The 13430-nt window shown below is 58.8% G+C and carries 12 protein-coding genes; 8 read left to right on the top strand and 4 right to left on the bottom strand.

Annotation, left to right across the window (positions count from 1 at the left end; genetic code table 11):
- The first annotated feature begins 39 nt into the window (after nt 1-39).
- Nucleotides 40-2427: a TonB-dependent receptor plug domain-containing protein gene (locus CCX46_RS17420; protein ID WP_127928401.1), complete on the top strand. Its 2388-nt coding sequence runs from the start codon at nt 40-42 to the stop codon at nt 2425-2427.
- Complete coding sequence (locus CCX46_RS17415; RefSeq protein ID WP_127928399.1) at nt 2417-3817, top strand: APC family permease; 1401 nt, start codon at nt 2417-2419, stop codon at nt 3815-3817. The genes CCX46_RS17420 and CCX46_RS17415 overlap by 11 nt, the downstream gene beginning before the upstream one ends.
- A 180-nt stretch (nt 3818-3997) precedes the next feature.
- Here CCX46_RS17415 and CCX46_RS17410 read toward each other — a convergent pair whose 3' ends face one another.
- The 4 genes from CCX46_RS17410 to CCX46_RS17395 form a co-directional block, all read right to left on the bottom strand.
- Nucleotides 3998-4459: a DUF3574 domain-containing protein gene (locus tag CCX46_RS17410; RefSeq protein ID WP_127928397.1), complete on the bottom strand. Its 462-nt coding sequence runs from the start codon at nt 4457-4459 to the stop codon at nt 3998-4000.
- A gap of 197 nt (nt 4460-4656) precedes the next feature.
- Nucleotides 4657-7041, bottom strand: coding sequence for a DUF3772 domain-containing protein (locus CCX46_RS17405; RefSeq protein WP_127928395.1), 2385 nt, complete (start codon nt 7039-7041; stop codon nt 4657-4659).
- A 168-nt stretch (nt 7042-7209) separates the two neighbouring features.
- Entirely contained in the window at nt 7210-7401 is a 192-nt protein-coding gene (locus tag CCX46_RS17400) for a hypothetical protein (RefSeq protein WP_127928393.1), read from the bottom strand.
- A 123-nt stretch (nt 7402-7524) separates the two neighbouring features.
- On the bottom strand, nt 7525-8403 hold the full coding sequence (locus CCX46_RS17395; protein WP_127928391.1) for a LysR family transcriptional regulator: 879 nt from the start codon (nt 8401-8403) through the stop codon (nt 7525-7527).
- 156 nt (nt 8404-8559) lie between these two features.
- Between CCX46_RS17395 and CCX46_RS17390 the strand changes: the two genes are divergently transcribed.
- The 6 genes from CCX46_RS17390 to CCX46_RS17365 all read left to right on the top strand — a co-directional run bounded on the left by CCX46_RS17390 (nt 8560) and on the right by CCX46_RS17365 (nt 13327).
- Nucleotides 8560-8985, top strand: coding sequence for a VOC family protein (locus tag CCX46_RS17390; RefSeq protein ID WP_026000724.1), 426 nt, complete (start codon nt 8560-8562; stop codon nt 8983-8985).
- 112 nt (nt 8986-9097) lie between these two features.
- Nucleotides 9098-10354, top strand: coding sequence for a cation:dicarboxylate symporter family transporter (locus tag CCX46_RS17385; RefSeq protein ID WP_127928389.1), 1257 nt, complete (start codon nt 9098-9100; stop codon nt 10352-10354).
- A gap of 117 nt (nt 10355-10471) precedes the next feature.
- Nucleotides 10472-11575, top strand: coding sequence for an alkene reductase (locus CCX46_RS17380; RefSeq protein WP_127928387.1), 1104 nt, complete (start codon nt 10472-10474; stop codon nt 11573-11575).
- A 46-nt stretch (nt 11576-11621) separates the two neighbouring features.
- Nucleotides 11622-12365 carry an SDR family oxidoreductase gene (locus tag CCX46_RS17375; RefSeq protein ID WP_127928385.1) on the top strand — a complete coding sequence of 248 codons (744 nt, stop codon included), beginning with the start codon at nt 11622-11624 and terminating at the stop codon, nt 12363-12365.
- An 81-nt stretch (nt 12366-12446) separates the two neighbouring features.
- Nucleotides 12447-12833, top strand: a complete 387-nt coding sequence (locus CCX46_RS17370) for a nuclear transport factor 2 family protein (protein ID WP_127928383.1) — start codon at nt 12447-12449, stop codon at nt 12831-12833.
- A 56-nt stretch (nt 12834-12889) separates the two neighbouring features.
- Entirely contained in the window at nt 12890-13327 is a 438-nt protein-coding gene (locus tag CCX46_RS17365; protein ID WP_077572514.1) for an SRPBCC family protein, read from the top strand.
- Nucleotides 13328-13430 lie beyond the last annotated feature (103 nt).

Raw genomic sequence — 13430 nt, 5'->3', positions numbered from 1 at the left:
TAGCGGCCGGGTATTAACTGCGATTCAAGGAGCTGTTATATGCATTACCGTTCCCGTTCATTACTGGCGGCCGCTGTCGTGTCCGCTATTTGGCAACTTCCCGCTAACGCCGAAGAAACTTCCGTCAGCGCCGACAGCGAATCCCGCCTCGGTACCGTGCTGGTCACCGGCACCCGTGGCACTTCGCGCACCGTGCTCGATTCGCCGGTGCCGGTCGACGTGCTCACCGCCGAAGACCTCAAATCCGCCGGCGCCGCTGATGGTGAACTGGGCGCGGCGTTGCAGACGCTGTTGCCATCCTTCAGCCTGCCGCGTCAGTCCAACTCCGGCGGCGCCGACCATGTGCGCGCCGCGCAACTGCGTGGCATGAGCCCGGATCAGGTGCTGGTGCTGGTCAACGGCAAGCGCCGCCACACCTCAGCGGTGGTCAACGACTCGTCGAAGATTGGTCGCGGTACTGCGCCGGTCGACTTCAACTCGATCCCGCTCAGCGCGATCAAACGTATCGAAGTGCTGCGTGACGGTGCCGGCGCGCAGTACGGCTCAGACGCGATTGCCGGGGTCATCAACATCATCCTGGATGACGCCCCGGAAGGTGGCGAGGTGTCCACCAGTTATGGCGCCTATCACACCCATCAGGACGCTATCGACAAGACCACCACCGACGGCCAGAACAGCGTGACCACTGCGAAGATCGGCACGCGCCTGGGCGAAGAGGGCGGGTTTATCCGCGGCGGCACCGAATACAAAGATCGCAACCCGACCAACCGCGCCGGTTTCGACGGTTTTGCCGACACCCCCGGCCAGCGCAACTATGTGATGGGCGACGGCGTAGCGCGCGACGTCAACCTCTGGTTCAACAGCGAACTGCCGCTGGCCGGCGGCAAGGCTTACAGCTTCGGTACTTATAACCAGCGCCACACCACCGGCGCCGAGTTCTATCGCTACCCGTATGAACAGCCGCAGTTCTACCCCAACGGCTACTTGCCGCAATCGCTCGGCGACAACAAGGACATTTCCGCCACCGCCGGTTTCAAAGGCCTGCTCGGAGACGAGTGGGATTTCGACAGCAGCATCACCCACGGTCGCAACCGCTTCGATGGCTCGACCCGGCAGACGCTCAACGCCAGCCTCGGTGAAGACTCACCCACGAAGTTCGACACCGGCGATTACGAACTGCGCCAGACCACCACCAACCTCGATTTCAGCCGCGAACTGCGTCTTGGCGAGCGCTCGTTCGTACTGGCGGTCGGCGGTGAATACCGCTACGAAAACTACCTCACCTATGCCGGTGACGAGGCCTCCTACATCGGCTCCGGAGCCGACGGCGCCAACGGCCTGCGCCCGAGCGAAGAGTCGGATCTGGATCGCAACGTGTTCGGCACTTACGCCGAGTTGTCCGGCGATCTCACTGATCGCTTCTTTGTCGACGCCGCCACCCGCTGGGAGCATTACGACGATGCCGGCAGCAAACTCACCGGCAAACTCAGCGGTCGCTACAAGCTCACCGAGCAATGGGCCTTGCGCGGTGCGGTATCGAACAACTTCCGCGCACCGTCGCTGGCCCAAAGCGGCTTCCAGAACACCACCAGCAACTTCGGCGATGGCGGCACGCTGACTGACATCCGCGTGCTCTCGGTCAACGACCCGATCGCCCGCGCACTGGGCGCCGAGAAGCTTGATCCGGAAACCTCGAAGAACTTCAGCCTCGGCCTGACCTTTCAGTTGAACGAACGCTTCGACGCCTCGCTGGACGTGTTCCGCATCGACGTCAAAGACCGCATCACCCTGTCGCAACGCATTGGCAGCGATGCGCTGGAAAACTACATCAATGACAACTTCGGCGTTGCTGGCGTGCACGACGTCAACTTCTTCACCAACGCCGCCGACACCAGCACCGACGGCGCCGAACTGGTGCTCAACTACCACCAGCCGTTCTACGAAGGGCAACTGGGCCTGACCACCGCGTACACCTACAACCACACCAAAGTCACCAGCACCAAAGGCACGCCGTCGCAACTGACGGCGCTGGGCATCGGCAATGATGCACTTGTTGGCGTCGAAGAAACCAACACCCTGACCGACGCAGCGCCGAAGGATCGCTTCATCTTTTCCGCCAACTGGGCCAGCGAACACTGGGGCCTGCTTGGGAGGTTGACGCGCCAGGGCGAGACCACCCGAGTCTTCGATTTCGGCGATTCGCAACCGGAGCAAACCTACGGTGCCGTGTGGCAGCTGGACGCCGAAGTGGCTTACAAATTCACCCCGAAATTCAACATTGCCGTGGGCGGCAACAACCTCACCGACAACTACCCGGAACGCTCCGGTTCGGCGATCAACTACGGCGGCAACCTGCCGTACGACGTGCTCTCGCCGATCGGCACTAACGGCGCCTACTACTACGCCCGCGCCACCTATGGTTTCTGACGCGGGACCGGGGCGGCATCTGCCGGTGTTTCAGGCGTTGCTGATCACGCTGGGCATGGTGATCACCACCGATATTCTGAAAACCGCGCCGACCGTGGCCCTCAACGTCGGGCCAGAGCATTTCTATCTGGTGTGGGTGCTGGGCGGTGTCGCGTCGATGATTGGCGCACTGTGTTTTGCCGAGATGGCCACGGCGTTTCCGCACCCGGGCGGTGATTATCACTTTCTGCGCACGGCGTATGGCGAGCGCATGGGATTCCTGTTCGCCTGGTCGCGGTTTTCGGTGATGCACACCGGGTGGATTGCTTTGTCGGCGTTCATGTTTGCCGATTACGTCAATGCGGTGGTGCCGCTGGGTCAGTACGGCTCGGGGTTGTTTGCCGGGACGGTGATTGCGGCGCTGGTACTGCTCAATCTCACTGGAAAGCACATTGGCTTTCTCACCCAAACCTTGTTGGTGGGGTTGCTGGCGCTAGGTTTTTTGAGCATTGCCAGTGCCGGCGTTTTTTTGGCTTGGCAAGGCATCGAAGCGCCTGCGCCGAGTCTTGCGCCCGTCGCGCAAAACACCGGCATGGCCGGGTTCTCGGCGGCGATGATTTTCGTCTTTCTGGCATTTGGCGGCTGGAGCGATGCGGCGACGTTATCGGCGGAAGTGCGTGATGGCCGGCGCGGGATTTTCATCGCCATGCTCGGTGCGCTGAGCGTGTTGATGGCCATCTATCTGGCGCTCAATTGGGCGTTCGTTCAGGGCTTGGGATTCGCTGGACTGGCCGCCAGCAATGCGCCGGCCGTTGAGTTGTTGAACCGAGCCTTCGGTGCACCGGGTGTGATGCTGATTTTGCTGATGGTCGGTATCGCGGCGATTGCGACCATCAACTCGACCCTGCTGGTGGGCGCCCGTACCACTTACGCTGCTGCGCGCGATGTACCGCAACTGCGCAGATTCGGCGAATGGGATGACCGGCATGGTGTGCCGCGCAAAGCGTTGCTGGCGGAAGGTGCGGTGGCGTTGTTGCTGGTGCTGTTTGGCAGTTTTACTCAGAGCGGTTTCAACACCATGGTCGAGTACCTGACACCGGTCTATTGGCTGTTTCTGAGTTTGAGCAGCGTGGCGCTGATCATTCTGCGACGGCGCTTTCCCGAGGTGCCGAGGCCGGTGAAGGTGCCGTTGTATCCGCTGTTGCCGTTGTTGTTCTTCGGGTTGTGCCTGTACATGCTGTATTCCAGCGTGACGGTGGTGGGGTTGGGGGCGTTTTTGGGGATTGGGGTGTTGTTGGTGGGGGCTGTGCTTTTGGCCGGGTTGAGCCGTTTAAAAGCGAACCCTCACCCCAGCCCTCTCCCGGAGGGAGAGGGAGCCGACCGAGGTGTCTTGGGTGAGACATCGACCTGAAAGACCGAATCGATTATGGCTTGAAGCAAATACAGGTCGAGGTCGATTATGGATTCAGTGAAGCAAAAACAGGCTGAGGTCGATTACGGATTCAGTGAAGTACGTTCAGGTCGGCGTAAATCTCCAATATCCCCGGATCGGTTCCCTCTCCCTCGGGGAGAGGGCTAGGGTGAGGGGGTCTTAAAAGGACACCTCCGCCGGCTGCGACAACCGCAGCACCGACAAATCCCCCGTAATACGCTTGTACGCCAAACGAATCGCTTCGATGTTGCCCGCATTCTTCGGGCTGTTCTCATGCAAAATCACAATCACCTTGGTGCTCAAGCGCTCAGGCTCCTTCGCGCCCTTATCCCGCCACTGCCCATATGCATCAAGCACACTGAATCCATCAGGAAACCGCGACGTCACCTCCTGATCAAGAAACTCACGCCAGCGCGCCGGGCTGACTGCACCGTCCTTGCCATCGATCGAACCCACTGAGAAGTACAACTCGGTGCGAATCCACTGCGCCTGCGCCGGTCGCGAGGCATCTCCTTGCAGGGTCGAACTGGCGGGATCATGGGTGTGCACGGACGCAGGAGGAGGGCTGGCGCAACCGGCGACTGCGATGAACAGTGCAGCCAGTAGAAGACGTCGAGGCATGGAACATCCTTATTGAACGATGAGTAAACCGCTCGAGTATAAGGTTGCGCTCTGACCGCCAATAAAGACCTAAAAGGCAGGCATATAGGCGCTTCGGGAATAACCCTTCACCGCGCAAAAAATGTGGGAGCGAGCCTGCTCGCGAAAGCGATTTTTCAGACAGCGAAAATATTCCATGCCACAGCTTCACCGATTCATTACCCACTCGCCGGTGGTTTCGCCAACGCAATCTCTGCCGCACCCAGCCGCTTGAGAATCTCGAACAGCAAATCACTTTTGGTCACCCCGACAATCCTCGGACTGCCCACATAACCGGTCACCGACAAGGTAATCCCGTCCGGTGACAATTTGCTGAAGCGCACGAACGGCGCCGGTTTATCAAGGATGGTTTCGTTCTCCCGGTAGGTGTTGAGCAACAGCTCTTTGACCTCTTCAGGATCGATGTCCAGCGGGAACACGAGTTCCAGTCCCGCCACGCCTTGCGCGCTGCCGCCCAGCGTCACGTTGCGCAGGTTCTGCGAGATCAGTTGCGAGTTGGGCACGATGACGATCGAGCGGTCGCTGAGCTGGATTTCCGTGGCGCGCACGTTGATGCGGCGGATGTCGCCTTCCACACCACTGATGCTGATCAAGTCGCCGACCTTAACCGGCCGTTCCGTCAGCAGAATCAGACCCGAGACAAAGTTCTTCACGATCTCCTGCAAACCAAAGCCGATGCCCACCGACAGCGCACTGACGATCCACGCCAGATTGGTCCACTGCACGCCCAGCGACGACAGCGTCAACAGAATCACAAAGGCATAACCGATGTTGGAAAACAGCGTGCTCAGCGAGGCGCACATGCCCGGGTCCATGTCGGTCTTGGGCAGGAACTCATTGTCGAGCCAGCGGCGCAGGGCGCGGATCAGCCAGATACCGATCATCAGCGCCAGCACGGCATTGAGCAGGTGGCCGGGGACGATGTTCAGCTTGCGCAGCCCGGCACCGCCGAGGATCGCCATGATGTTGCTCGCCAGTTGCCCGAGCGTAGTGCCGATGCCGCCGACAAACAGGGCGATGACCGCCAGCAACAGCAGCGCTGCCCGACTGAAACCCGACAGCAGAATCTCGATCTGATCAAGCCGCCGATCACCAATGCCGAGCAGCTGTTTGAGCGCCTTGCCGCTCGCATGGCGGGGTGAAAACACATGCTCACAGACGTCCTTGACCAGTTGAATCAGCAGGTAGAAACCCGACAAGACAATGTACGCCCACACCAGCTCATAACTGATGAACCGTGCCAGTGATACGTAGCCGGTGAGCAGGGCAATCGCCGAGACAAACATCGAGATGCTCGCGATGGTGTAAATCACCCCGGCAAATGTGCTGTTGGCCGCCGAGGCATCATTGGCCGCGACCAGTGCCTTGCGCACTTTGCCGACGCGCAACAGCAGGACCGTCACGATCGCCAGCACGACGATCGAAATGACCCCGCGCCCGGCGATCACGATCTGGCTGCTCATGCCGGTGGCATTGCTGACCTGCACCAGCGTCACCAGCACCAGCAGCGTGCAGGACAAAATGCGCGGGTAGGGTCTGAGCGCCAGCGCGACCTGATCGGCAATCGCCGGCAGGCGCCACGAGGGATGTTCGGTTGACAGCAACGCGCGGCTTAGCCCGGTGATCAGCACGCAGGCATATACAACCTTCTCGAACTCTTCGGAAAACGTTTCCAGCACAGGGGGTAACGGTTGGTGGCGGGTGCAGGCGTAGAACAGCAACTGCAAGGCAATACCGGTGGTGGCAATGGTCGCCAGCGCCGAGGCGAACGCCAGCGCACTGCGGCGCAGACGTCCCTCGGGCATGCGGTAAATGCACACCCAGGTCAGACCGCGTTCGGCCAGCCTGCGCCCGAACGTCCAGATGATCAGCGCCAACGCCATCAGCACACTGGTGTAAACGCGTTGGCCCGGGGCCCACACGGTGGCCCATGTGTCGCGCACCTGCGCGACGAAAAAACGCAGACGCTGACGATCATCCTCGGTCGGATTCACCAGTGGCGACCAGAAACTTGGACTCAGCACGCTGTCAGTGCCCAGCGTCAGCTCACTTTCCAGCAACGTGCGGCGGATACCGGCAATCTGCGTAATCAGATCCGCTGCGCTCTGCTTCAGCGCCGCCAGACTCTTCAGCGTGCCGTCGACCTTGCTCTTCTGTTCCGCCAGGGACGCTCGTTGCGCGACGATATCCGCCTGTTCCGCCGCCACCTCGGCATCTGGCGCCGCTCCCAACACCCCTAACTGCACGGCCAGTTGCGCCTGCTGCGGCAACAACGCCGCCGACAACCGGTCGACATCCAGAATGAATGCCTGCACCCGATCCTGCGGGCCCTCGAGCTGGTTATAGTTGTTCGCGGCGGAAATCTGTTGTTTGAGGCCATCGAGGCGCAGTTGCAAGGCCTGCAGATCGCTTTGCGAAATCACCGGCAACGGCGCGGCAGCGGTGGTTACCGGCGCCGGCAAGTCGGCAGCCAATAGCGTCGGACTACCGCCAACCAGCAGCATGAATGCGACAAAAAACAACGACTTCAATGTGTTGCGCATGGATGAGGCGGCTCGAATGAATCACACAGTCTATGAGGTTAGGTGATCGAGCCGATCGGGGAGGAAAACTTTTGGGCAGAGCAGGGCCGGTGAGCAGAGTTTCAAAACGAAAAAAGCCCGACGGGTGAGGTCGGGCCTTTCTTCGGTGACGGCGATGAAGCGCTGCATTCAGACGGCGCGGCGTTCAATCGAACGGTCTGAACCACCTTCGGCGACGGCATCGCTGAACAGTGGGTCGGTCTGGGTGGCGGCGGCTACTGCGTCGCTGAACAGCGGATCGGTCTGGGTGGCAGGTTCAGCGGCAAAAGCATTCAGGGCGAACAGTGAGAAAGCGATGCTGAAAAGGGCTTGGCGTTTCATGAGTGTGTGCTCCGTGGGGTAGTGGTTAGGTCTGGAGCCGATCTTACGCCGCGAGCCTGATAAGAGAACTTCATTGAATCAATGGTTGTTATTGATGCGGTTAATGATTGTTTTTTGAAGGCCTCACTCATACCCCATCTTCACCTGAGCACTGATCAGTTCAGCCAGCATCCGCACAGGTTCTGTAAAAGTCTGCCGCGACCGGTGCACCAGTCCGATATCACGGTGGAAAGTGTGCTGCCCGAGGTCGAGCACCCGCACACCGGCAGGCCATGCAAAGTCGGGCGCCGTTTGCGGCACCAACGCCACGCCGACACCGTTTTCGACCAGTTTGATAATTGCTTCCAGCTCATCCAGTTCGCAGACCTCACGCAGTGTGAAATGCATCTGCCGCAAAAAGCGGTCGACCTGCCTGCCGCCAAAGGAAGATCGGTCATATCTAATGAACGGCTGGCTGCACAGCAACTGGGACCAGTCATCGCCCGGCACGTCACGGGGCACGATCAATCGGTAAGGCTCCAGTGCCAGCGTTGTCCAGCGCAGGTCGCTTTGCAGTGAAAAGGGTGGGCGGATGATCACGGCCATGTCGATCTCGCCAACATCCACCAGGTTGACCAGTTCCATCGACAAGCCCGGCACTACCCGGGATCGGCATTGCGGGCAGTGCTGGTGAAACTTTGCCAGCGCGTCAGGCAAGTAAGAGCGCTGCACCGAAGCAATCGCGCCAATGTTGACCAGCACGCTGGGCGGCAATCCCACCGTTGTCGAACCGAGGCTGTCGTAGAGCCTGAGCAGTTCTTGCGCCTGCAGGAGGATCTGCTGGCCCATTTTGTTGAGGTGTGCCGAGCGCCCCTTTCTGTCGAAAAGCTCGAAGCCGAGTTCTGCTTCCAGGCGCTGGATCTGTGCGCTGACGGCGGCCTGCGTGAGGCCGATTTTGTTGCCTGCTGCAGCGAAAGTACCTTCGCGAGCGACGGCGATAAGTGTCTTCAGTTCTTTGATCATTCACAAATATTAATTGTGTTTCTAAGAAATATATATTGATTTTTATGTTTGGTTTTCCGTCCTAGGATGTTTCCCATACCCCGGCAGCGGCTGAACCCAAGGCGCCGATGACGGTAGGAATGTTCGCCAACCCACAACAATATGATCGGAGTTCTGATGAGCCTCTCGCCTTTCCACCTCGCTATCCCCGTTTACGATCTGGCTGCAGCGCGCACCTTTTACGGTGAAGTCTTTGGTCTTGAAGAAGGGCGCTCCAGTACTCAGTGGGTCGACTTCGATTTTTATGGCCACCAACTGGTCATTCACGAACACCCGAAAACCGCGTCCCAGGAAAGTGTTCACAGCAACCCGGTCGACGGTCACGACGTTCCGGTTCCGCACTTCGGCATCATTCTGGGCTGGCAACAGTGGGAAGCCTTGGCCGAACGCCTGAAGTCCTTTGGCACCGAGTTTGTGATCGAACCGTACATTCGTTTTCAGGGGCAGGTTGGCGAGCAAGCCACCATGTTTCTCTTTGATCCATGCGGCAACGCTCTGGAATTCAAGGCTTTCAAGGATATGAGCCAGCTCTTCGCCAAGTGACAAACGTCATGGCACAACCCGGTTGTGCCATTCGGTCTCAAGTGAGCTGGAAGCTCATGACTCTAGCAACTGCCCTTAGCGCAGACCTTTCATTCCAACAAGAAGGCTAGACATGAAACGTATTCCCCTGGTGTGGCAAATCGTTGCCGGGCTGTTGCTTGGCGTGCTCGTCGGTTGGTATTTCAATACCCATCCGCAGTATCAAACGTGGGTGAGTGTGGAGATCCTGAAGCCTCTGGGCGACATCTTTATCAAGATGATGAAGATGGTGGTGGTACCGATTGTGTTCTGTTGCATGATTCTGGGCATTGCCGGCGGTGGCGATAACAAGTCGTTTGGCCGCATGGGCATCAAGTCGCTGGGGTATTTCTTTGCGATAACCGCGCTGGCGATTGTGGTCGGCCTGTGTTTCGCAAATATCTTCGAGCCGGGTACCGGCACCGATATTTCCGGCCTGTCCCACGGCACGGCGTCGATCAACATGGAGCCATCAAAAGGCGCACTGGTGATCCTGCAGAACATCGTGCCGGACAATGTTCTGGTGGCGATGTCGGAAGCGAAATTGCTCTCGGTGCTGTTCTTCGCCGTGCTGTTCGGCCTCGCCCTGAATGCGCTGCCGAGAGAGAAAAGTGCACCTGCAATCGCGCTGGTTCAGAGCATTTCCGACGCGATGTTCAAAGTGGTCTCAATGGTCATGGCCTACGCGCCGATAGGTGTCTTCGGCATGATCGGCGCGACTGTCGCGACGTTTGGGTTTGCCTCGCTGTTGCCGCTGCTCAAGTTGATTGGTGTGGTTTACCTGGCTCTGGTGGTCTTCGCCTTGGTGATACTCGGTGGCATTTGCTACTTGATTGGCGAGAACATTTTCAAATTGATCCGCTACTTTCGCAGTGAATTGATTCTGGCGTTCTCGAGTGCCGCATCGGCCGCCGTCATGCCGCAGTTGATGACTCGGTTGGAGAGTTACGGTGTACCGCGTCGGATTGTCAGTTTCGTGGTACCGGTCGGGTATGCCTTCAATCTGGACGGTGCCTCGATTTTCCTCGGCGTGGCGACGATTTTCGTGGCGCAACTCTATGGCATCGACCTGTCCCTGTCGCAGCAGATCCTGCTGGTGGTGACGATGGTGCTGACCTCGAAAGGCGCGGCGGGTGTGCCCGGGTTTGCCATCATCATCCTCTCCGCAACGTTGGCTTCAGCCGGTCTTCCTTTAGAGGGTGTGGCGTTGATCGCAGGTATTTTCAGGATCATCGACAGCGGCACGACCACGCTGAATGTATTGGGCAATGCCATCGCACCGCTGGTGATTGCCAAGTGGGAAAGGGCTGCGCTTGAACCCTCACGTGCTCGTACCGCAGCCGAAGTGTGAGTTTTTCGCGGACATTCGCTTTTGCAATCGCACTTTTGACGAGTGCACGCCCGCTGGCACAGGGGCGTTTTTTTGGGTCTTTTTACTAGACGACCGGTCTATTGATTTGGAGTGCTTATGATTGATAACGCTGGTGATACCGACCTTTTTTCGCCCATGGCCATGGGCGCGCTGCAGTTAGCCAACCGGATTGTCATGGCACCGGTGACCCGCAGCCGGATGGCCGAAGACGGCGTGCCGAATGAAATGCACGCGACGTACTACGCCCAGCGCGCCAGTGCAGGCTTGATCATCGCCGAAGCGACGAACATTTCCGCTCAGGGGCGCGGCTATGCGATGACCCCGGGAATCTGGTCGCAAGAGCAGGTCGCCGGGTGGAAGAAAGTCACCGATGCTGTACACGCCGCGGGTGGAAAAATCGTCAGCCAGTTGTGGCATGTCGGGCGTTTCTCCAGTGTCGAGTTGCAGCCCAATGGCCAGGCACCGGTCGCGCCTTCGGCGATCAAGGCTGAGGGCAGCACGTACACCGAGAAAGGTTTTGTCGAAGTGTCGATGCCGCGTGCGCTTGAGACCTCGGAAATTCCGGGAATCATCGAGCAGTACAAACTGGCTGCCGAGAACGCCAAGCGCGCCGGTTTCGACGGTGTGGAAGTGCATTCTGCCAACAGTTATCTGCTCGACCAGTTTCTGCGCGATTCGACCAATCAGCGCACCGATCGGTATGGCGGCTCCATCGAAAACCGTGCGCGGCTGACGCTGGAAGTGACTGAAGCGGTGGTTTCGATCTGGGGCAGCGACCGCGTCGGTATCCGCCTTTCACCTGTAACGCCCGATGCCGGCAATACGCCGCCCGACAGCAACGTCATGGCGACATACGGGTACCTGATCCAGCAACTCAATCGATTCAATCTGGCCTACCTGCATTTCGTCGAAGGTGCCACTGCCACATCTCGAACCGTGCCCGCGGGCGTGGACCTGGACGCACTGAGTGCGCAGTTCGAAGGCGCGTTCATTGGCAACAACAACTATGACCTGGCGATGGCGCTTGAGCGTCGGGCGCAGGGCCGCATCGACGCGGTGGCGTTTGGTCGCCTGTTTATTGCCAACCCCGATCTGGTGGAACGTCTGCGGCGCGGTCTCGAACTGACCATTGCGCCGCGTGAGAGTTACTACGGCGGAGGCGCCAAAGGCTACATCGACTGGCCCACCGCAAACGCATGAATGACTGCCCGGACGCAATCGCATTCACTGTAAAGAGGAACGGAACATGAACTATCTGCACAACAAAGTCGCCATCGTCACCGGCGCATCGTCCGGTATCGGGGCGGCAACCACACGTGCGCTGGCAGCATACGGCGTTCGCGTCGTTGCCGCCGCGCTGGATGAACACGGTCTGGCAGCCTTCGTCGCCGAGTTGCGTGAAGCCGGTCACGACGTGGCCGCTTTCACCACTGATGTGACCCGGCCGGATCAAACCCGGGCGCTCGCCAGATTCGCGCAGGACACCTATGGCGCTGTCGACATTCTGGTGAATAACGCCGGGCTGATGCTGTTCTCCAACTGGGTCGATCTGGCTGTGGCGGATTGGGACAAGATGATCGACGTCAACATCAAGGGCTATCTCAATGCCACAGCAGCCGTGCTGCCAATGATGCTCGAGCACAAGTCCGGGCAGATCCTCAACATGGACTCGGTGGCCGGCCATCAGGTCGGGCCGGCGGCGGGTGTTTACAGCGCCACCAAATTCTTCGTGCAGGCCATGACCGAGTCCATGCGCAAGGAGTTGGGCGTGCAGCACGGCATCCGCGTCAACACGGTCAGCCCCGGCGTTATCAATACCGGCTGGGCGGACAAGGTCAGTGATCCAGAAGGGCGCAAGGCCGCCCAGGAACTCAACCGCATCGCCATTGCGCCTGACGATATCGCCCGTGCCGTGATCTACGCGCTCAACCAGCCGGAAAACGTCACCGTCAACGACCTGATCATTTCGCCGACGCGCCAGGACTGGTAACCGTCAGCTGTTCCTGCTGCCGGGTGTCAATCATGACTCCCGGCAGCCCTTGTCACTCATCCCCAACGATAGGAAACAACCATGTCCAAGAACATCAAAGCCGTGCCGACGGCTGAATACAACGCTGTCATCGCGACCGCCAATCAATACGTCGAAGGCCTGCGCATTGGCAGCGCGCAAGGCGTCGCTCAAGCCTTCCATAAAGAGGCAGTGATGTACGGTTTCACCAACGGCGAACTGCTCGGCGGCCCGATCAAGAACCTGTTCGACTTTGTCGAGACGAACGGCGCAGCCCCCGAAATCAGCACGCGACTCGACGTGCTGGCGATCACCCCGACCACTGCGGTGGTGCGTGTGGACATGGAAACGGATGCAATTGGTGCCGACTACAACGACTACCTGACCCTGATCAAAATCGACGGTGTCTGGAAGGTCATTGCCAAGGTTTATCACCAGTTTGAGGTCTGAATACCGACCGCTCCCGGCAGTTCGCTGCCGGGGATCAACACAAGAGGATTTATGTCATGCCGATGGTTGAGTTTGACGCTGTCGTGGACGGCGATGCACAACAGGTCTGGAACGTGTTGAAGCAGTTTGGCCAGATTCAGAACTGGCATCCTTCGATCGTGAGCAGCCAGATCGAAGGCGGTGCAGCGCAGAGGGTGGGTTGTATTCGCACCCTCACGCTGACCGATGGCGCGGTTGTCAGAGAACGCTTGTTGGCGCTTGATGACTCAGCATTATCGCTGTCCTACCGCTTTGAAGAGGCACCTTTACCGCTGGATAACTACGTGGCCAGCGTGAAGTTGGTCGCTTTGACGGGACAGAACAAAACGCTCATCAGTTGGTCGGCAAGTTTCGATCCTCAAGAGCTGAATACCGCTGAGCACTATCAGGCACTGATCCAAAGCCTGATCGTTGAGGGTCACAATGGGCTGCAGGCATTGATCGCTCAGCATTGACATCACACCGTTTACACCCCGCATTCCCGTAAGGAATGCAGGGCATAAAATTAATGAATTTTTCTTATCTGATGTCTCGGCGTAGTTTCTTCTGAAACAGAAA

Origin of the sequence: Pseudomonas sp. RU47, assembly GCF_004011755.1 — a bacterium.
Lineage (GTDB): Bacteria > Pseudomonadota > Gammaproteobacteria > Pseudomonadales > Pseudomonadaceae > Aquipseudomonas.
This window is presented reverse-complemented; position numbering and strand designations above follow the sequence as displayed.

Bases quoted from the DNA above. Each gene is read 5' to 3' on its own strand.
- CCX46_RS17420 (WP_127928401.1), top strand. From the start codon at position 40: ATGCATTACCGTTCCCGTTCATTACTGGCGGCCGCTGTCGTGTCCGCT.
- CCX46_RS17415 (WP_127928399.1), top strand. From the start codon at position 2,417: ATGGTTTCTGACGCGGGACCGGGGCGGCATCTGCCGGTGTTTCAGGCG.
- CCX46_RS17410 (WP_127928397.1), bottom strand. From the start codon at position 4,459: ATGCCTCGACGTCTTCTACTGGCTGCACTGTTCATCGCAGTCGCCGGT.
- CCX46_RS17405 (WP_127928395.1), bottom strand. From the start codon at position 7,041: ATGCGCAACACATTGAAGTCGTTGTTTTTTGTCGCATTCATGCTGCTG.
- CCX46_RS17400 (WP_127928393.1), bottom strand. From the start codon at position 7,401: ATGAAACGCCAAGCCCTTTTCAGCATCGCTTTCTCACTGTTCGCCCTG.
- CCX46_RS17395 (WP_127928391.1), bottom strand. From the start codon at position 8,403: ATGATCAAAGAACTGAAGACACTTATCGCCGTCGCTCGCGAAGGTACT.
- CCX46_RS17390 (WP_026000724.1), top strand. From the start codon at position 8,560: ATGAGCCTCTCGCCTTTCCACCTCGCTATCCCCGTTTACGATCTGGCT.
- CCX46_RS17385 (WP_127928389.1), top strand. From the start codon at position 9,098: ATGAAACGTATTCCCCTGGTGTGGCAAATCGTTGCCGGGCTGTTGCTT.
- CCX46_RS17380 (WP_127928387.1), top strand. From the start codon at position 10,472: ATGATTGATAACGCTGGTGATACCGACCTTTTTTCGCCCATGGCCATG.
- CCX46_RS17375 (WP_127928385.1), top strand. From the start codon at position 11,622: ATGAACTATCTGCACAACAAAGTCGCCATCGTCACCGGCGCATCGTCC.
- CCX46_RS17370 (WP_127928383.1), top strand. From the start codon at position 12,447: ATGTCCAAGAACATCAAAGCCGTGCCGACGGCTGAATACAACGCTGTC.
- CCX46_RS17365 (WP_077572514.1), top strand. From the start codon at position 12,890: ATGCCGATGGTTGAGTTTGACGCTGTCGTGGACGGCGATGCACAACAG.